17 protein-coding genes, 1 pseudogene and 1 riboswitch are annotated in these 18,812 nt (G+C 59.5%); of the genes and pseudogenes, 9 read left to right on the top strand and 9 right to left on the bottom strand.

The features are described from left to right. Positions 1-99: 99 nt before the first annotated feature. From BLU75_RS00830 to BLU75_RS00840, 3 genes are read left to right on the top strand one after another with little or no spacing between them, the layout of a single operon-like run. The gene (locus BLU75_RS00830) at positions 100-282 is read left to right on the top strand and encodes a CPXCG motif-containing cysteine-rich protein (RefSeq protein WP_084376274.1); all 183 of its coding nucleotides are present in this window, start codon (positions 100-102) and stop codon (positions 280-282) included. Positions 283-291: 9 nt separating this feature from the next. Then, positions 292-552, top strand: a complete 261-nt coding sequence (locus tag BLU75_RS00835; protein WP_084376273.1) for a putative signal transducing protein — start codon at positions 292-294, stop codon at positions 550-552. Between the two features lie 36 nt (positions 553-588). Beyond that, on the top strand, positions 589-1,209 hold the full coding sequence (locus BLU75_RS00840) for an SOS response-associated peptidase (protein WP_084376272.1): 621 nt from the start codon (positions 589-591) through the stop codon (positions 1,207-1,209). A gap of 115 nt (positions 1,210-1,324) precedes the next feature. Here the strand turns inward: BLU75_RS00840 and BLU75_RS00845 are convergent. Continuing rightward, a pseudogene (locus BLU75_RS00845) lies at positions 1,325-1,579 on the bottom strand (methyl-accepting chemotaxis protein); the annotation flags it as partial. A gap of 203 nt (positions 1,580-1,782) precedes the next feature. Between BLU75_RS00845 and BLU75_RS00850 the strand changes: the two are divergent. Continuing rightward, positions 1,783-2,592, top strand: coding sequence for a M48 family metallopeptidase (locus BLU75_RS00850; RefSeq protein ID WP_084376271.1), 810 nt, complete (start codon positions 1,783-1,785; stop codon positions 2,590-2,592). An 80-nt stretch (positions 2,593-2,672) separates the two neighbouring features. Here the strand turns inward: BLU75_RS00850 and BLU75_RS00855 are convergent, their stop codons facing one another. The 3 genes from BLU75_RS00855 to BLU75_RS00865 all read right to left on the bottom strand — a co-directional run bounded on the left by BLU75_RS00855 (position 2,673) and on the right by BLU75_RS00865 (position 5,501). Further along, positions 2,673-3,245 carry a TMEM165/GDT1 family protein gene (locus tag BLU75_RS00855; RefSeq protein ID WP_084376270.1) on the bottom strand — a complete coding sequence of 191 codons (573 nt, stop codon included), beginning with the start codon at positions 3,243-3,245 and terminating at the stop codon, positions 2,673-2,675. Positions 3,246-3,333: 88 nt separating this feature from the next. Then, positions 3,334-3,455: riboswitch (yybP-ykoY riboswitch) on the bottom strand. 50 nt (positions 3,456-3,505) lie between these two features. Continuing rightward, on the bottom strand, positions 3,506-4,504 hold the full coding sequence (locus BLU75_RS00860; protein ID WP_084376269.1) for a class I SAM-dependent methyltransferase: 999 nt from the start codon (positions 4,502-4,504) through the stop codon (positions 3,506-3,508). Between the two features lie 31 nt (positions 4,505-4,535). Beyond that, entirely contained in the window at positions 4,536-5,501 is a 966-nt protein-coding gene (locus BLU75_RS00865; RefSeq protein WP_084376268.1) for a 2-hydroxyacid dehydrogenase, read from the bottom strand. Positions 5,502-5,585: 84 nt separating this feature from the next. Here BLU75_RS00865 and BLU75_RS00870 point away from each other — a divergent pair, with 84 nt between their 5' ends. The 5 genes from BLU75_RS00870 to BLU75_RS00890 all read left to right on the top strand — a co-directional run bounded on the left by BLU75_RS00870 (position 5,586) and on the right by BLU75_RS00890 (position 14,797). Continuing rightward, positions 5,586-6,215 (top strand): LysE family translocator, encoded by a 630-nt coding sequence (locus BLU75_RS00870; protein ID WP_084376267.1) that lies wholly within the window; start codon positions 5,586-5,588, stop codon positions 6,213-6,215. A 145-nt stretch (positions 6,216-6,360) separates the two neighbouring features. After that, positions 6,361-8,043 (top strand): fatty acid--CoA ligase, encoded by a 1,683-nt coding sequence (locus BLU75_RS00875; RefSeq protein WP_084376266.1) that lies wholly within the window; start codon positions 6,361-6,363, stop codon positions 8,041-8,043. Between the two features lie 335 nt (positions 8,044-8,378). Next, positions 8,379-10,271, top strand: a complete 1,893-nt coding sequence (locus BLU75_RS00880) for a DUF1302 domain-containing protein (protein ID WP_084376265.1) — start codon at positions 8,379-8,381, stop codon at positions 10,269-10,271. A 43-nt stretch (positions 10,272-10,314) separates the two neighbouring features. Then, positions 10,315-11,679 (top strand): DUF1329 domain-containing protein, encoded by a 1,365-nt coding sequence (locus BLU75_RS00885; RefSeq protein WP_084376264.1) that lies wholly within the window; start codon positions 10,315-10,317, stop codon positions 11,677-11,679. A gap of 379 nt (positions 11,680-12,058) precedes the next feature. After that, positions 12,059-14,797: a LuxR C-terminal-related transcriptional regulator gene (locus BLU75_RS00890; RefSeq protein WP_090221343.1), complete on the top strand. Its 2,739-nt coding sequence runs from the start codon at positions 12,059-12,061 to the stop codon at positions 14,795-14,797. Between the two features lie 6 nt (positions 14,798-14,803). Here the strand turns inward: BLU75_RS00890 and BLU75_RS00895 are convergent, their stop codons facing one another. From BLU75_RS00895 to BLU75_RS00915, 5 genes are read right to left on the bottom strand one after another with little or no spacing between them, the layout of a single operon-like run. Beyond that, positions 14,804-15,148: a hypothetical protein gene (locus BLU75_RS00895; RefSeq protein WP_090221344.1), complete on the bottom strand. Its 345-nt coding sequence runs from the start codon at positions 15,146-15,148 to the stop codon at positions 14,804-14,806. Between the two features lie 23 nt (positions 15,149-15,171). Further along, the gene (locus tag BLU75_RS00900; RefSeq protein WP_084376261.1) at positions 15,172-15,729 is read right to left on the bottom strand and encodes a PqiC family protein; all 558 of its coding nucleotides are present in this window, start codon (positions 15,727-15,729) and stop codon (positions 15,172-15,174) included. A gap of 17 nt (positions 15,730-15,746) precedes the next feature. Continuing rightward, entirely contained in the window at positions 15,747-17,402 is a 1,656-nt protein-coding gene (locus BLU75_RS00905) for a PqiB family protein (RefSeq protein WP_084376260.1), read from the bottom strand. Continuing rightward, the gene (locus BLU75_RS00910) at positions 17,383-18,027 is read right to left on the bottom strand and encodes a paraquat-inducible protein A (protein ID WP_084376259.1); all 645 of its coding nucleotides are present in this window, start codon (positions 18,025-18,027) and stop codon (positions 17,383-17,385) included. Before BLU75_RS00910 ends, BLU75_RS00905 begins: the two co-directional genes overlap by 20 nt. Continuing rightward, complete coding sequence (locus tag BLU75_RS00915) at positions 18,024-18,620, bottom strand: paraquat-inducible protein A (RefSeq protein ID WP_084376258.1); 597 nt, start codon at positions 18,618-18,620, stop codon at positions 18,024-18,026. The genes BLU75_RS00910 and BLU75_RS00915 overlap by 4 nt, the downstream gene beginning before the upstream one ends. Positions 18,621-18,812 lie beyond the last annotated feature (192 nt).

The following is an 18,812-nucleotide window of genomic DNA, read 5'->3' on the forward strand; positions in this document are numbered from 1 at the left end:
CGATAAGTGACAGGGCGCGGTCTGAACAAATGGCATCAAACGAAAATAGCCCTGCAAATAGACCGGCGATTATACGCACAAGTCACTTAGGAGACCGCGATGCTGGAAACCGAGCCGTACACATGTCCTTATTGCGGTGAGCTGGCGGAGGCTGTATTGGACCTGTCCGCTGGCGATCAGGACTATATAGAAGACTGTCCAGTGTGTTGCCGGCCGATTAATTTCGAGCTGCAGGTGCACGGTGACGAATGGATGCTTAACGTGCGCAGTGAGAACGAATAGGGTGCGTCCATGCAGCGAATCTACGAACCGGAAAACCTGATGGAAGGCGAATTGCTGCAACAGATGCTCGCCAGTGAGGGCATCGAGGCGCATTTGGTCGGGCGCCATTTGCTCGGCGGCACCGGCGAGCTGCCCATCTTCGGCCTGTTGGGATTAGAGGTGGAAAACCACCAGGCCAGCTGTGCACGTGAGCTGATTACCGCCTACATCGGCGCACAACCCATGCCCAGCGACGACCCTGACAACGTTCCCGACGTATTGGTCTGTTAGGCTGTTGGCCGGTTTATCCAAGAGTTATGTTGCCCCATGTGTGGACGTTATGCCCTGTTTCGCTGGAATCCTGCCTTTGCCGCCCTGCCGGGCTTTCCGACGGATCAACAGGCCCAGTGGAACATTTCTCCGAATGATTCGGTGTTGATCCAGCGTCAGGGCGACGGCCAGCGCACCTTGGCGCGGGCGCGCTGGGGGCTGACGCCGCCGTGGCTCACCGACTTGTCCCGCACGCCAGCCCATGCTCGCGCCGAAACCCTGGCCGAGCAACCGATGTTTCGCGAGGCCTTTCGCCTGCGCCGCTGCCTGCTGCCGGCCAACGGGTTTTATGAGTGGCGCGGCACCCAGCGCAAACGGCCTTACTGGCTGACGCCGGGGGAAGGTTCGACGCTGTTCTTCGCGGCGATCTGGGAGGCTTATCCGGTACAGGAACAGGTGTGGTTAAGCACGGCGGTGGTGACCCAGGCCGCGCAGAACCAACGTCGACCGCTGATTCTGGACGCGGCGGGGCAGCAAGCCTGGCTGGACCCCGAGACGCCGCTGCAGACGTTGCAGGCGCTGTTGGCCAGTGAACCCGCAGTGTTGCGTGAGCGGGTGCTGGCCAACCTGGTGAATGATCCAAAACTCAATGGGCCGGAGTGCCTGACGCCGGGCTGATAGGCGATTTCAGACCTTGAACTGATTGATCAAGCGACGCTGCTGTTCCGCCAGCTTGGTCAAATCCGCGCTGGCGGTGCTCGACTCATCCGCGCCGCTGGCCATTTCGTTGGCCACTTGTCCGATACAGCCCCTTGGCGGTTAGCAGCGGGGCTTCCAGTTCGCGCTGGATCAGCGAAGCCTGGGTTTGGGCCAAGGCCGTGAGGCGTTGTTCGATGAGGTGTTCGAATTGCCCTTGGGTGCGCTCTTGCACCATCTCTTGGGTCCGGGCATCGGTGAACAATGCGTACAGCACCAAGGCGCCGACTACGCTTAAGGCAATGGCCCCGGCCAATGCCGCGACAGAGAACTGAATCGACTTGAATTTCATGGTGGCTCCGGGCACAGAGGACATCGTATCGGCCGCTGGCTGGGAGGACATGAGGCTTGGGGTCTGCAAATGCCGGGCGGTGTCGCAAACAGGCAGGCTCGCGGCGCAGGGTTATCCGAAATTCAGCGGTTAAACGCCCGTGTATCTGGCGCCGATACAACGGAGCGCCTACGATACGCACCATGTTTTCAGGGAGAGCGTTCATGAAGAAGTGTTTGGCGGTAAGTACATTGAGCGCAGCGTTGCTGCTCGCCGGTTGTCAATCGGTCAACACCACCAGCGGTGGCGCTGTCGGGGTGGAGCGTAAGCAGTACATGTTCAGCATGTTGTCGAGTCAGGAAGTCGACCAGATGTATGCGCAGTCCTACCAGCAGACCCTGGGTGAGGCCAGCGGCAAAGGCCTGGTGGACAAGAGCAGCGCCAATGCCAAACGCGTCCAGGCTATCGCCAAGCGCCTGATCGCCCAGGCGCCCACCTTCCGGCCGGATGCCGCGCAATGGAAGTGGGAAGTGAACCTGATCAAAAGCGACGAGATGAATGCCAACTGTGGGCCCGGCGGCAAAATTTTTGTCTACAGCGGTTTGATCACCAATCTCAAGTTGACCGACGACGAGCTGGCAGCGGTCATGGGCCATGAAATTGCCCATGCGTTGCGCGAGCACGGCCGTGAAGCCATGTCCAAAGCCTATGGCATCGAGATGGCCAAGCAAGGTGCCGGTGCGCTGTTCGGCTTGGGCCAGGACAGTCTGGCGCTGGCCGATACCGTGGCCAACTACGGCATGACCCTGCCTAACAGCCGCAGCAATGAAAACGAAGCGGATCTGATCGGCCTTGAGCTGGCGGCCCGCGCCGGCTATGACCCGAACGCCGCCATCACGCTGTGGAACAAAATGTCGAAGGCGTCGGAAGGCGCGCCACCGGAGTTCATGAGCACGCACCCGGCCTCCGACAGCCGGATCGCCTCGTTGCGGGCGGCGATTCCGAAGGTGATGCCACTTTACAAGCCGCGGTGAGTTGCAAGCGGCAAGCTGCAAGTCAGAAGCAAAAGCAGCCGCGCTTTTTCTTGTAGCTTTAAGCTTGCCGCTTGCCGCTGTTACAGCGTAATGGCCTTGTACACCGCAACCAGCGCCAGGATGAAAAACGCCGAGGCCGCCAGTCGTCGAATCAGGGTCAATGGCAGTTTTTCCGCCGCGAAATTCCCCGCCAGAACTACCGGCACGTTGGCAATCAGCATGCCCACGGTGGTGCCGATAATCACCAGCCACAGTTCCGGGTATTGTGCCGCCAGCATCACCGTGGCGATTTGCGTCTTGTCGCCGATTTCAGCGATGAAGAACGCAATCAGGGTGGTCAGGAATGGGCCGAACTTGCGCGTGGTACTGGCTTCGTCATCATCCAGCTTGTCCGGTACCAGGGTCCACAGCGCCGTGGCGCAGAAGCTTGCGGCCAGAGTCCAATGCAATACCGCGTCCGAAAAGAAGCTGCTGAACCAGGCGCCCACGGCACCGGCGGCGGCATGGTTGGCAAGGGTCGCGGCGACGATGCCGGCGATGATCGGCCAGGGTTTGCGAAAGCGTGCAGCAAGAATGAGCGCGAGCAATTGTGTCTTGTCACCGATTTCGGCCAAGGCAACGATTGCAGTCGGAACGAGGAATGAGTCCAGCATCAGATAGGTTTCCAGGGGCGGGTCGACACGGCTATGACACGTACAGCCTTCCCGCCCCGGGTAAGGTGTGCGTGTCATAGGTCTTGTCAAACCCCGGTCCGTCTAAGCGGACTCCTGGGTCGCATACGCCATGGTCTGTTGACCAAGTATGTTGACGTATGCCGGACGAGCGGGTGGCTCGTGGGAGACTACTCCCCTAGGACGGAGCGGATTCTGCCTTGCCGAAATCCATTCGGCAAGCCTTCTTTTTCAAACGCCCGTCAACCGCGCTTGGCCCGGTAGATGCGAAAACCCTGACCCTCGGCCTTGACCGCACAGATGCCCAGATGCTCTTCGATCAACGCCTGGTACTTCAGGAAACTATTCGCAACAAGCCGAAGTTCGCCGCCGTTTTTCAGATGTTGTCGTGCTTTTCGCAGCAGGTTTTCCGTGGCGAAATAATCCGTGTGAACCCCGACATGGAACGGTGGGTTACTCAAGATCGAGTCCAGACCCATGGGTGCCGCGTCGATTCCGTCGCCCGTCAGCACCTCGGCTTCCAGCCCGTTGGCGGTCAGCGTCAGGCGACTGCTGGCGGTGGCGAAAGCATCCACATCGAGCAATGTGACGGTGTTATGCGGATAGCGGCGCTTGACTGCGGCGCCTAACACGCCAGCACCACAACCGAAGTCCAGCACGTGGCCGCTGGGCAGTTTGTCCAGATGCTCCAGCAACAACGCTGTGCCGCGATCCAGGCGGCCATGGCTGAATACGCCTGGCAGGCTGACCACCTTGAGCGGTCCATCCGCCAACGGCACCTCGAACACTTGGGCCAGGCTTTCCAGGTCTGGCGCCGCCGGAGCGTTGCCCACGGTGACTTGCCACAGCTGGCAATGCCGTGCGTTATCGAGCTTGCGCGGTTTGCCGAAGGCGTTCAGTTGCTTGGCGGCGCTTTCGATACCACCGCGTTTTTCCCCGACCAGAAATACCTCGGCCCCCGGCAGACGCGCGGCTACAGCCTTGAGGATGTAATCGGCCAGGTCCTTGGACTTGGGCAGGAACACCACCGCCGAGTCGAACCCCCGTCCTGGCACATTCACGCCAAAATGGCTGCGCTCGGCGAAGCGCGCGTCCAGCACCGCCTGATCGCCGGCATGCCAGCACCAGCCGTGGGCGTTGGGCAGGCGACCGAGCAGATCGTCGGCAGGCAAGCCAGCCAGTAACAGGTTGCCTTGAAAAAGTTCGGCCTGACGAAGCAGTACTTCACTGCGCGGATCCATGGGCTGCTCCCTGAAAAAGGAGCGCAGTTTATCAACTGACGACGCGCTGCGGTGTACCGCTGAAAAACCCCCGGGCGTTTTCTGTCAATTGCCCGACGATGCGCTGCCGGGCTTCACGGCTGCCCCAGGCACTGTGGGGCGTGACGATCAACCTCGGAATGTCTGCCGCCAGCAGTGGGTTGCCGGCGGTGGGGGGCTCGACGCTCAGCACATCGGTCGCCGCGCCGCCCAGATGACCATTGCGCAATGCGTCTGCCAAGGCGTGTTCGTCGATCAAGCCACCGCGTGCGGTGTTGACCACGAAAGCGCCCGGCTTGAGCAATGCCAGCTCGCGTGCGCCGATGAAGTGGCGGGTGTGTTCATTGAGCGGGCAGTGCAGCGTCAGGGCATCGATCTGCGGCAGCAGCTCATCCAGTGGCACGCGATCGGGTCGTGCCGGGCGCCCGGGAATTGCCCCCAGCAATACGCGCATGCCAAAGGCTTGCGCCAGGCGTGCCACGGCCCCACCGAGTTCGCCATGGCCCAGTAGGCCGAGGGTTTTACCTTCCAGTTCGATAATCGGGTAATCCAGCAAGCAGAACTGTCGGGATTGCTGCCAAAGGCCCGCGTCGACGTCTTTCTGGTAATCCTTCAGGCGCGTGGCCAGGTTCAGCAGCAGCATGATCGTGTGCTGAGCCACCGATGGGGTGCCGTAACCCTGGCAGTTACTGACGGTAATCCCTTGGGCGCGGGCCGCTGCCAGATCGACGTTGTTGGTGCCGGTAGCGGCAATCAGGATCAGCTTCAGGTCGGGGCAGGCCGCGAGTGTTCGGGCATCCAGCAGGATCTTGTTGCTGATCGCCACTTGGGCGCCTTGCAGGCGTTCGACCACTTGGTCCGGCGGGGTTTGCTCCTGCAGTTGCAAGTCACTGAAGGACGCCCGTAGCTGGCTCAGGTCCAAGTCTCCGAGGTCCAGGGAAGGGTGATCGAGGAAGACGGCGCGGCGATTGTTCGTCATCAACTGTACCTTTTGCGGCGGGGTTTGAAGGCGTAATCTGCCGAGCCTATCAGATGAAATAATCAGTTACTTCCTGGAGCGTGCATGTACCTCACCGAGTTCTTGACCGTGGTTCTGATTCACCTGCTGGCGGTTGCCAGTCCTGGGCCGGATTTTGCTGTGGTCGTGCGCGAGAGCGTGACCCACGGGCGTCGCGCGGGCACCTGGACGGCGTTGGGTGTCGGTTCGGCGATTTTCTTGCACGTAGGCTATTCGTTGCTCGGCATCGGCTTGATCGTGTCCCAGTCCATCGTGCTGTTTAACGCCTTGAAGTGGGCGGCTGCGGCTTACTTGCTGTACATCGGCTTCAAGGCCCTGCGCGCGCAACCGACCAAACCGACTGGCGAAGAAAGCCTGCACCGGGAAGTCGGCGAGCGCAGCGCGCGTGGAGCGTTTACCGCAGGCTTTGTCACCAATGGCTTGAACCCCAAGGCCACGCTGTTTTTCCTGTCGCTATTCACGGTGGTCATCAATCCGCACACGCCGCTGGCGATCCAGGCTGGTTATGGGGTGTATCTGGCCACGGCTACCGCGGTCTGGTTTTGCCTGGTGGCCATGCTGTTCAGCCAGCAACGGGTTCGCGCCGGGTTTGCGCGCATGGGCCATTGGTTCGACCGGGTCATGGGCGCGGTGCTGATCGCCATTGGGGTGAAACTGGTGTTCACCGAGCGTTAGGCGTGGTGTGAATCAGCGAATACTGGCTCAAAGCTAGCATTCGCCGGGTTCTGCAAATCATTCCTTCGGCTGATTTGGCCTGCGCATAAGGTCTCTAAAGTGCAAATCCTTTAGCCAAGACCGTGCAGTCATAAAAGGGATTCGTATGTTGCAGACTCGTGTTATCCCGCCCGCCGAAGGCGCCTACCAATACCCGCTGTTGATCAAACGCCTGTTGATGTCTGGCGTGCGCTACGAGAAAACCCGGGAAATCGTCTACCGCGACAAGCTGCGCTACACCTATCCGACTCTCATCGAGCGCGTCGCCCGCCTGGCCAACGTGCTGACGGCAGCCGGGGTCAAGGCCGGTGACACGGTGGCCGTAATGGACTGGGACAGTCATCGCTACCTGGAATGCATGTTTGCCATTCCGATGATTGGCGCGGTGATCCACACCATCAACGTCCGCCTGTCGCCGGAACAGATTCTCTACACGATGAACCACGCCGAAGACCGTTTTGTGCTGGTCAACGCTGAGTTCGTCGGGCTCTATCAAGCTATTGCCGGTCAGTTGACCAGCGTCAACAACACTCTGTTGTTGACCGATGGTGAGGAAAAAACCGCCGACCTGCCCAATCTGGTGGGCGAGTACGAGCAATTACTGGCCGCCGCCAGCCCTCAGTACCGCTTCGAGGATTTTGACGAGCATTCGGTCGCCACCACGTTTTACACCACGGGTACCACCGGTAACCCTAAAGGTGTGTATTTCACCCATCGTCAATTGGTACTGCACACCATCGGCGTAGCGACCATCATGGGCTGTGTCGACAGCGTGCGGTTGCTGGGCACCAACGACGTCTACATGCCCATCACGCCGATGTTTCACGTACATGCCTGGGGGCTGCCATACGTGGCGACCATGCTCGGGCTCAAACAGGTCTATCCCGGGCGTTACGATCCGGAATACCTGGTGGAGCTGTGGCGCAAGGAGAAGGTCACATTCTCCCATTGCGTGCCAACCATCCTGCAAATGGTGCTTAACGCAAAGGCCGCGCAAAACGTGGATTTTGGCGGCTGGAAAATCGTTATTGGTGGCAGCGCCCTCAACCGCTCCCTCTACGAAACCGCCAAGGCGCATGGCATTCAACTGACCGCTGCGTACGGCATGTCCGAAACCGGACCGCTGGTGTCCTGCGCGCATCTCAACGAAGAGCTGATGGCGGGCTCCGAAGATGAGCGCACCACCTACCGTATCAAGGCGGGCGTGCCCGGGCCTTTGGTGGAGGCGGCGATTATTGATACCGAGGGTAATTTCCTCCCGGCCGACGGCGAGTCTCAGGGCGAACTGGTGCTGCGTGCGCCATGGCTGACCGAGGGCTATTTCAACGAACCGCAAAAGGGCGCCGAACTTTGGGAAGGCGGCTGGATGCACACCGGCGATGTCGCGACCCTCGATGCATTTGGGGTGATCGACATTCGCGACCGCATCAAGGACGTGATCAAGACCGGTGGCGAATGGATTTCCTCCCTGGCCCTTGAGGACTTGATCAGCCGTCATCCGGCGGTACGCGAAGTAGCGGTGGTGGGGATGGCCGATCCGCAGTGGGGCGAGCGTCCGTTTGCGCTGCTGGTGGTGCGTGAAGGCCAGGCAATTGGTGCGCGCGAGCTCAAGGATCACCTCAAGCCGTTTGTCGAGTTGGGCCACTTGAGCAAGTGGGCCATTCCGAGTCAGATTGCCATTGTTACGGAAATTCCCAAGACCAGCGTCGGCAAGCTCGACAAGAAACGTATCCGCGTTGACATCATTGAATGGCAGGCCAATAACAGCACATTCCTCTCCACGCTCTAAGGCTGCCTGTCGTGTCCTTTGGGGCACGGCAGCGCTCTATCACAAGCCTTTGACTTGTCATTTGCCGATTTTCAGCCATCCTCTTCCGCGTCAGCCCTCGCTGACGTGGCGAAAGGACTGTGGCAGACGGGTTGGTGATACAAATCACACTTTAGAGGGATCAAGCGGTACCCCCTGCTGGCTATAGTCCCTCCGAGAGTTTTTCAAGAGTGCGGCGTTGCGGGCCATCGTGGTTCGACGCTCGTCCGGCATTGGGATCGTTGTGTCTCGGCCGTTACAAGCATGTTTGAAAAGGCTCGCTGCCATAACAATAAAATGCACATGGAGTAGCGTCGATGACCTCAGTAAACCAGTTCTGGCGCCGGGCGAGATTGCCTCTGGCGGTCAGTCTTGCCTCGACCCTCGCCGGGCCCGCATTCGGCGTCAGTTTCAACATCGGTGAAATCGAAGGCAGCTTCGATTCGTCCCTGTCGGTGGGCGCCAGTTGGGGCACATCCAAACCCAACAAGGACCTGATCGGCGTCAACAACGGCGGCAGCGGTTTATCCCAGACCTCCGATGACGGTCACTTGAACTTCAAGCGTGGGGAAACGTTCTCGAAGATCTTCAAGGGTATCCATGACCTGGAGCTGAAATACGGCGATACCGGTGTGTTTGTGCGTGGCAAATATTGGTATGACTTTGAACTCAAGGACGAAAGCCGTCAGTTCAAGGACATCAGCGACAGCAACCGCAAAGAGGGCGCCAAGTCCTCCGGCGGGCAAATTCTCGATGCCTTCATTTACCACAACTACTCCATTGCCGATGCACCGGGTTCGGTGCGATTTGGTAAGCAAGTGGTGAGCTGGGGTGAAAGTACCTTCATCGGCGGCGGTATCAACTCCGTGAACCCGATCGACGTGTCCGCATTCCGTCGTCCGGGGGCCGAGATCAAGGAAGGCCTGATTCCGGTCAACATGTTCTATGTGTCGCAATCGCTGACCGATAACCTGTCGGCGGAAGCGTTCTATCAGTTGGAGTGGGACCAGACCGTTACCGATAACTGCGGGACGTTCTTCTCCCAGCCGGATGTTGTGTCCGACGGTTGCGACGACAACCTGCGCCTGCTTGCCAAGCGCTCGACCATCGCTGCCACGGCCCCGGGCCGCGGCGCGCTCGCAGCATTCGAGCAGATGGGAATGGACGTTAACGAAGAAGGCACGCTGGTGCGGCGTGGCGGCGACAAGGATGCACGCGACAGCGGCCAGTTCGGCGTTGCGATGCGCTACAACTTCGAACCGCTGGATACGGAGTTCGGCGCTTACTTCATGAATTACCACAGCCGGGCGCCGATTTTCAGCGCGACGGCGGCACCGGCGTCGGCGTATGCAATTGCGCCGGCTTTCGGTTCGCTGGCGCCGGTGTTCATTGCCGGTAATTCCAAGTACTTCATTGAGTACCCCGAAGATATTCGCCTGTACGGCCTGAGCTTCTCTACCACCTTGCCTACCGGTACGGCATGGAGCGGCGAGGTGAGCTATCGCCCGAACGCGCCGGTGCAACTCAACACCACTGACATCCTCTATGCAGGTGTCCGCGACCTGGGCGGCGCGTACGAGAATGCTTCCGTGCTGCGGGGCGCCAAGGGGCAAGACCTGAACGGCTACCGTCGCAAGGAAATCACCCAGTTCCAGACCACGTTGACGCACTTTTTCGACCAAGTCATGGGCGCCAGTCGCCTGACACTGGTAGGCGAATTGGGCGTTACCCATGTCGGCGGCCTCGAGAGCAAATCCGACGCCCGTTACGGGCGTGATCCGGTCTTCGGTCCCGGTGCATTGCCAGACACGTTCGGTCGAAACACCTGCGCGCAGATCCTCAACACCGGCACTATCGGTGGTGCAGGTCCCGGTGCTGACGCCAGTAATATCACCAAAAACTGCAACAACGACGGCTTCACCACCTCCACTTCCTGGGGCTACCGTGGCCGTGCCATCTGGGAATATCCGGACGTCTTCGCCGGGGTCAACCTCAAGCCTAGCGTGGCCTGGTCCCATGATGTCAAAGGCTACTCGCCAGGTCCTGGCGCCAACTTTGAAGAAGGTCGCAAGGCGGTCAGCCTGGGTGTCGATGCGGAATACCAGAACACTTACACCGTCAGCCTGAACTACACCAACTTCTTTGGTGGCGACTTCAGCACCACGGATGATCGCGATTTCGTCGCCTTGAGCGCCGGCGTGAACTTCTGAGCACATTCTTTCAAGCAGTACGTATTTTCAGGAAGACCAGAATATGAAAATAACCAAAAGTCTGTTGCACGTGGGTGTGCTAGGACTGTCGATCATGGCCAGCAGCGTCATGGCGGCAGTCTCGGCGGATGAAGCCGCCAAACTGGGCACTACCTTGACACCAATGGGCGCGGAAATGGCCGGTAACGCTGCCGGCACCATTCCGGCCTGGAAACCGATGCCGACCAACGCCGGCGCCGTGGATGACAAGGGCTTCCTGGCCAACCCGTATGCCAGCGAGCAACCGCAGTTCACCATCACCGCGCAAAACGTCGAGCAGTACAAAGACCAGCTGGCGCCGGGGCAGTACGCGATGTTCAAGCGCTACCCTGACACCTTCAAGATGCCGGTGTATCCGACCCATCGCGGTGCCACCGTGCCGGCGGATGTGTTCGCGTCGATCAAGAAAAACGCCACCGCGACCAAGCTGGTAGGTGGCGGTAACGGGCTGGAAAACTTCGAGACAGCCGTCCCGTTCCCCATCCCGAAAAGCGGCGTGGAAGTCATCTGGAACCACATCACACGCTACCGCGGTGGCAGTGTGAAGCGTCTGGTCACCCAGGCAACACCTCAGGCCAATGGCTCGTACAGCCTGGTGTACTTCCAGGATCAGTTCGTCTTTCGCGACAAAATGAAGGACTACGATCCGGCAAACCCGGGCAACATCCTGTTTTACTTCAAGCAGGAAGTGACTGCGCCGGCGCGTCTGGCTGGTGGTGTGCTGCTGGTACACGAAACCCTGGACCAGGTTAAGGAGCCGCGTGCAGCCTGGGTCTACAACGCCGGTCAGCGTCGTGTGCGCCGGGCGCCGCAAGTTTCCTATGACGGTCCAGGCACCGCTGCCGATGGTCTGCGTACGTCCGATAACCTCGACATGTACAACGGCGCACCGGATCGCTACGACTGGAAACTGGAAGGCAAGAAGGAAATCTACATCGCCTCCAACAGCTACAAACTTGACGATCCGAAGCTCAAGTACGCCGACATCATCAAGGCGGGCCACATCAACCAGGACCTGACGCGTTATGAGTTGCGCCGCGTCTGGCACGTGGTTGCGACGCTGAAGGAAGGTCAGCGTCACATCTATGCCAAGCGTGACTTCTACATTGATGAAGACACTTGGCAGGCCGCCGTGATCGATCACTACGATGGTCGTGGTCAACTGTGGCGTGTCGCTGAAGCCCATGGCGAAAACTACTATGACAAGCAAGTGCCGTGGTACGCCCTGGAAACCCTCTACGACTTGCAGTCCGGCCGCTACCTGGCATTGGGCATGAAGAACGAAGAGAAAAAAGCCTATGACTTCGGTTTCACTGCTACCACCAGCGAGTTCACGCCGGCGGCCCTGCGTCAGCAGGGTGTCCGCTAACCCGTTGTAAGCGAGGCCACACCCTCGGAAAAACGCCCCGCTCGGGTAATGCCGATCAGTTAAGCGAATGAGGCACCCTGTAGGAGCGAGCTTGCTCGCGAAAAACGTCAACGATAACGCGTGCCTTCGGGATAAACGCGGCGCCTTTGAGTTCTTCGCGAGCAAGCCCGCTCCTACAAAGAGCCTTAACTGATCGGCATTACCCGCTAGGGGCGTTTTTTTTGCGTCCAGGCGGGCACGCTGCCGCCCACAGGGCATGGAGATGTTTTGTTGTAGTCTTTTTCCGACAAATGTCGCAAAAATCTACAAAGCACGTGTTTTTAGCGATAGTCTGCGGACATCTGTAATGCCGACCACAGCCTTCCACAAGAGCCCGGCGATGACTGATCTGTCCCGAATTCAAGGGCCTGCCAGTGCGGTAACTCCCACTCTGGAAGGGCGCTTCTATCGTCCCCCACTGCCCGATGGCTACGTGTTGCGACCTCGCCTGTGCGAGCAGCTGAGTGCCGGCCTGGAAGGGCGACTGTTGCTGATCAGCGCGCCGGCCGGGTTTGGCAAAAGTTCGTTGGCGGTAGAGTTTTGCCAGAGCTTGCCCGTTCATTGGCAAAGTCTGTGGCTGGGGCTCAGTTCTCGTGACAGCGACCCTGGGCGCTTCCTGGAGCGCCTGCTCGATGGCCTTCAGCAGTATTTTCCGCGCTTGGGCGCTCAAGCGTTGGGGCTGTTGAAAATGCGTCAGCGCCATCAACCGTTTGCCTTTGAGGAATGGCTGGATGGTTTGCTCGACGAGTTAACTGTTCACCTGTCCCCAAGCGCACCGTTGTTGCTGGTACTGGACGATTACCATCTGGCCCAGGGGCCGGTTCTGGACCGTTGTCTGCAATTTTTCCTCAATCATTTGCCCGACGGCCTGCTGGTGCTGGTCACCAGTCGCCAGCGTCCCGACTGGCACCTGGCGCGGTTGCGTTTGTCCCGGCATCTGCTGGAACTGCATGAGCAAGACCTGCGCCTGACCCACGAAGAGTCCCTGGCGCTGTTGGATCGCCACAGCAGCTCATTGCGTGGCGAAGCGCTGGACAATCTGATTCGGCGCAGCGAAGGCTGGGTCGCTGGCCTGCGATTCTGGTTGCTGGCGGTCTCCGAGGCCGGCAATGAGGGCGACTTACCGCAAGGTTTGCACGGCGGGGAAGGGTTGATCCGCGATTATCTGCTGGAAGAGGTGATCGATTGTCTGCCACCGGAGGTGCAGGGTTTTCTCTACGACACTGCTGTGCAGGAGCGTTTTTGCAGCGAACTGTGTGACGCTATCCGCGAAGCCCATGACAGCGCGGAAATCTTGCGCTACCTGCAATCCCATCAGGTCTTCCTGGTGCCGCTGGACGAGCAGGGTCACTGGTTCCGTTATCACCACCTGTTTTCCGATCTACTGCGTACCCGGCGCTCGCCAAACGCCATGTTGTCACCCGCCAGTCTGCATCTGCGTGCCTGTCGCTGGTTCAATGCGCAGGGTTTACTCGATGAAGCGGTGGAGCAGGCGCTGCGCGCCGGTCATCTGGATGTGGCGGCCAACCTGGTGCAGAACCTCTCCGAAGAACAGCTGCTGGCCGAACAGAACGTCGGCATGCTGCTGCGCTGGAAGATGGACTTGCCCGACAGTTTGTTGATCAGCACACCGCGTTTGATTGTGCTCTACAGCTGGGCCCTTGGGCTGGCATGTCAGTTGGATGCGGCGGAAGAGTTATCCAGTCATCTCAGCCGTTTTTTGCCGGCGCCGTCGGCCACTGCCCAAAAATCCATGTTGGCCCAGTGGTTGGCCCTCAGCGGGATCATCGCCCGTGGACGCGGCAACCGTGAGTTGACTCAGTTGTATTGCCGCGAGGCACTGGAAAGCCTGCCGCAGAAACGTTATGGCCAGCGATTGATGTGCTTGTCGACGCTGTCCAACCTGGCCATTGTCGACGCCGATCTGTGGCGCGCTCGCGGACTGAACCGCGAGTCGCTGGAACTGGCGCAGCGGGTCGGTAACCCGCTGTTCGAGGCGTTGGCCCATTATGACCGAGCACGCGTACTGCAAGCCCGGGGTGAAACGCTGCGTGCGCTGGATGAAGTGCGTGAAGGTCTGCAACGCTTGCAAGGCCTGGCGCCCCAGCGTCTTTACGCGGTGCGCGCGCGCCTGGCTCTGCACGAGGGGTATTTGCTGGTGATGCGCAGCCAGCCCGAGGCCGGCATGCTGCGTCTGCGTGCCGGCGTCGCCGAAGCGCGTGCCTGCCGGGACATCAGCGTGCTGATTGGACATTGTGTGATCGCCAATCTCGAAGGCCGACGTGGTGATTTTCCCAAGGCGTTTTCCGAGCTGGCCGAGGCGGAGCGGTTGATGCACATCTGGGACGTGCCGCCGATTTACTATTTGGCCATGATCACCCTGGTCAAATGTGAGTTGTGGCTGGCCCAGGGCCGCACCGACTTGGCCGAAGCCTGGCTGACCAGGCTGGGGCAAACCTATAACGGCGACCAGGCCGCCGCCGCTCCGGAGTTTCATCCGCAACTGCCGCAACATGTCGAACTGCAACAAGCGGCGTTGGAGGCTATGCGCGGCCAACCCGAAGCTGCACGGCATCGCCTTGAAACCCTGGCCCGACAGTCCACAGAAAACGGTCGGCAGATGGTTGCGGTGATGGCACTCACTCAGCAGGTACCATTGTTGCTGGATGAAGGTCAGGCCGCAGTGGCCCGCGCGGTTTTTGCCCAGGCCCTGCAAGCAGCCTGCGGCGGAGCGTTGCAACCCTTCCAGCGCATTTTGGACGGTTATCCCGACTGGACGCGGGAGCAATTGAACCTGGCGCCCAATGACCTGCTGAAACAAAGCCTGTGTGCACTTTTACCGCCCGTCGCTCAACGCGTGTCGAGTGAAACTACGCACACCTGTGAGTCGTTGAGCGGGCGAGAGTTGGCGGTTTTGCAACTGATTGCACAGGGCTTCTCAAACCAGGAAATCAGCAATCAGCTGTTTATCTCCCTGCATACGGTCAAGACTCACGCCAGTCATATCAACAGCAAGCTGGGTGTGGAACGCCGTACCCAGGCGGTGGCGCGGGCGCAGGAGATGGGGTTGCTGGGCTAGGGACATTCACAGGGACCTGAAGCTCCAGACGATTTCCACCACGCGTCCTGCGATCAGCGCATAAATCAGAAACAGCAGTATCTGCAGCAACAGGTGATAACGCAGTCTGGCAAGTTTGCGGATGCCATCGCTGATGTTCAGCAGCATCAGCAGGGTCGACACGATAATCAGGCTCCATCCCGCCAGATTTGATGCCAGGACGCCGAGGAAGAGCTCATAGTTTCCCCTCAGCGCGCCGGTACCCGCGGCAAAAAGCAGAGCGCACACCAACAGGTTCTTTACGTTGTCGAAGACCTTGGTGCACAGGTCGTTGTCCAGCAGTTGGACATAACGTTTCCAGAGTTTATGCATGGCTCACCCCGTCGGGTCACAGCTTACTGCGAGGCAGGACAGCCACCCGCTGCATGGTCGGCGGCCTGGTTAATCACCGCGGCCAACCGTTTGATATTGTTTTGATGGGCAATCACCAGTTCGTCGATGCCCGAGCCTGCGGGTGATTGCAGTACAGTGCGGCAGGTCTGCATCGGACGTTCGCCCGCGCCGCTTTGGCGCAGACGCCATTTGACGTCAAGCAGCGCGTACTGGCCGGGTATCGAGTCAAAGCGCTGTACGTCCAGGCGCACGGAGACGTGAGGTCCGAGGTTGCTGCTGGTCAGTTGCTCGGCCAGGGCGCTGCGCAGTTCATCCACAAGGCTGGCGGCCCACCACTGGGTTTCGAGAATGGCCACGCGACTGTCCCCTTGGCGGATCACTACTTGCGGCCGGTCGACCTGGGGCGGAATGCTGATGCTCTCGATCTGGATCTGCGCGCCCTGCGCGGGCGTAACGTCGTGGGCGGGAGTCAAGGTATGGAATTGGATCGGCTCGCTGCGACAGGCCCCGAGCAGCAATAGCCCGGTAGTGGCCAGCGCGATTCTTAACGAGAAAACCATGGCGGTTGCTCCTGTGGTCAGTTACGCGGCGGCCCTTGCAGATCCCGAGGCGCGGCATTGTCGGGACGGCCGCGAATCAGCGATTCCGGATGTCGTCCCAGGTAGTCCGAGAGTTCGCGCAGTGAGCGCGACATGCGTTCAAGCTCACTCAGGGTCTGGGTCAACTGTTCGCGCTGTGGCGAGTCTTCGGCCAGCGTCGCGCTGGCCGATCGCAAGGTCTTGCTGACGTCGCCCAAGGTGGTTTGTACGCCGGGCAGGGTCTTGGCATTGAACTGGGCGAGGCCTTTGCGCAGTTCGATGAGGTTGCCGTCGAGATTTCCGGCGATGCGTTCAATGGGCAATTGGTTGATTTTATCCACGATGCCTTCGAGTTTTTCCTGCAGTTGTTCCAGGTTGCCCGGAACGGTTGGAATGCTGACGGGGCGTACCGTTGCGTCAAACGTGACTTTTTCGGCCTTCGGGTAGAAGTCCAGGGCGATGTACAACTGGCCCGTCAACAAGTTGCCGCTACGTGCCTGGGCACGTAAGCCGTTTTCGATGAACGTGCCGATCAGGCGGACACCCGCCGCCTCATCGTTGGGGTCATGATTCAACACCTTGAGCATCTTGGTATGGACCTGGCCGAGTCGTTGCGGGTAGATCACGATGCCGACATTCACCGGGAAGCTGCGTTTCTTGGCGTCGAAATCCAGGTTGATGGCAACCACCTTGCCAAACTCGATGCCCAGGAACTCCACCGGGGCACCGACCTTGAGGCCGCGTAACGCCTGGTCAAAACGCAGGCTCAGGTATTGCGCGCGGCCGTTGGGCGGGGCGAGGGCACTTTGCTGATCGGCGAACAGTTCATAGGCGTATTCCTCCGCGGCGGGTTTGTCGTTGGGGCTGTATTCCGGCGCCCGGAAAGCGATGCCGCCCACCAGCAGAGTCGACAAGGACTCGGTCTTGAGTGCGAAACCGTTGGCGCCGACGCTCACGTCGATGCCGCTGGCGTTCCAGAAACGGGTGTTTTCAGTGACGTAGACGTCGTTGGGTGCATGGATGAATACGTCAATGTCCACGCCCTTGCCGTCAGCGTCCAAGGCGTAGGCCACGACTTGCCCGACGGGAATCTTGCGGTAGTACACCGGCGAACCGATATCCAGCGAGCCCAGGTCCTCGGTGTGTAACGTGAAACGCTTGCCCGGTTCGCCGTAGGTGATGGCCGGTGGATTTTCCAGGCCCTTGAACTGTTTGGCGCGGCTGTTCGACTGGCCGATATCCGCACCGATGTAGTCGCCGGAGAGTAGCGTGTCGATGCCGGAAACCCCACCGGCGCCGATACGTGGACGTACCACCCAGAATTGTGAATCTTCACGGGTAAAGCTATCAGCCTGCTTGGCGAGTTTGATGGTGGCGTTGACGCTTTTCTGATCATCGCTCAGGGCGACGCCAGTGACCTGCCCGATCACCACGTTGCGGTATTTAACTTCGGTTTTGTTGGCGGTCAGGCCGCTGCCGGTCTTGAAGGTGACTGTGATGGTCGGACCTTCCTGCAGAATATTATGGACGACCAGCGAGATGCCCACCAATACCGCAACGATCGGTACGATCCATACCAGTGAAACACTGAAGCGACGGGTCTTGATCGCGGCTTGTCCTGGGGTTTTCGACCCGTCAGTGGTCTGCGACTGCATCTGCGATCTCCTCAATGCTTGGGTTTTCCCAGATAAGGCGCGGGTCGAAACTCATCGCCGACAACATGGTGAATACCACCACCAGGCCAAAGAACAGAATGCCCACGCGGGGCTCGATGGTGCCCAGCGCCTGAAACTTCACCAACGCAGCAACCAGGGCCACTACGATTACATCGAGCATTGACCAGTAACCGATCAGCTCGACGAAGCGATACAGCTTCGAGCGCTCCTTGCGCGCCCACTGGCTGTTGCGTTGTACCGTCACCAGCAGCAGGCTCAGCACCACGAACTTGATTCCCGGCACCGCAATACTGGCGATGAAAATGATCACCGCGATATCCCAGGCGCCGTGCTGCCAGAACTCCAGCACGCCGCTCATGATAGTGCTGTCAGCGCCTGAACCGAGCATCGTAGTGTTCATCACCGGCAATAGATTGGCGGGCACGTAAAGCACCAGCGCCGTGAGCAGGTAGGCCCAGGTGCGGGTCAGGGAGTTGCTCTTGCGCCGATGCAAGGCAGCGCCGCAGCGCTCGCATGCTTCAGGCTCATCGCGCATGTCGCACGCCAGCCCGCACCCATGGCACAGGCAGAGGTTGAGTTCGCCGGCGGTCGGAGGCCTGTTCATAAGGTCTCCCACAGATCCCGGACATCACGTCCGGCAATCCGGATCAGCAGCAGACTGAGGGCGGCCAGCGCAAAGAGACCGATACCCGGCAGCACATCGAGCATCCCGGCCAGTTTGAACACGGCCACCATCGCTCCCAGCAGACAAACCTCCAGCATGCTCCACGGCCTGAGTGCTTCCAGCCAGCGCATGCAGGGCTTGAAGGCCGGCGAACGCTTGCCCGCCAAGGCGAAACTCAACACCCACATGAGCAACAGCAACTGAAAGACCGGCGCGATAATGATGGATATTGCCGCCACCAGCGCGATAAAGGTGATCGGCCCCAGGCTCAGCGCCACGACCGAATCCCATAACGTGGCACTGTTCTTCAAGCCTTGCAGGCTGATGCTCATCACCGGATAGAAATTGGCAAAGATCCATAACACCGAGGCGGTCACCGTCAACGCCAGGCGTTGCTCCACCGACAGGCCGTTATAGCGCTGGAGTACGCCGGAACAACGGTTACACAGGGTTTTCTGATGTCTGGCGAGCGTGACTTTTTCATACACGCAGTCGCAGTGCTCACAAATGATCAACGGTTTATCGTTCGCCATAGGCTCCACTCGAAACACTAAGGTTTTCTGGGCGTTCCATTGAGCGTTTTCAACTGAGTGAAAGGCGCTTGAAAAGCTTAGCAGTTGGCAGCCGTGGTGCCTGTTTCAATGTAAGCGACGTATTACGTCCAACTGACAGGTTCATTGTTGTGCCAAAACTGTGCGCGCACAAGTGTTGGGTCAGCGCCCTAG

The organism is Pseudomonas mucidolens (assembly GCF_900106045.1).
Classification (GTDB): domain Bacteria; phylum Pseudomonadota; class Gammaproteobacteria; order Pseudomonadales; family Pseudomonadaceae; genus Aquipseudomonas; species Aquipseudomonas mucidolens.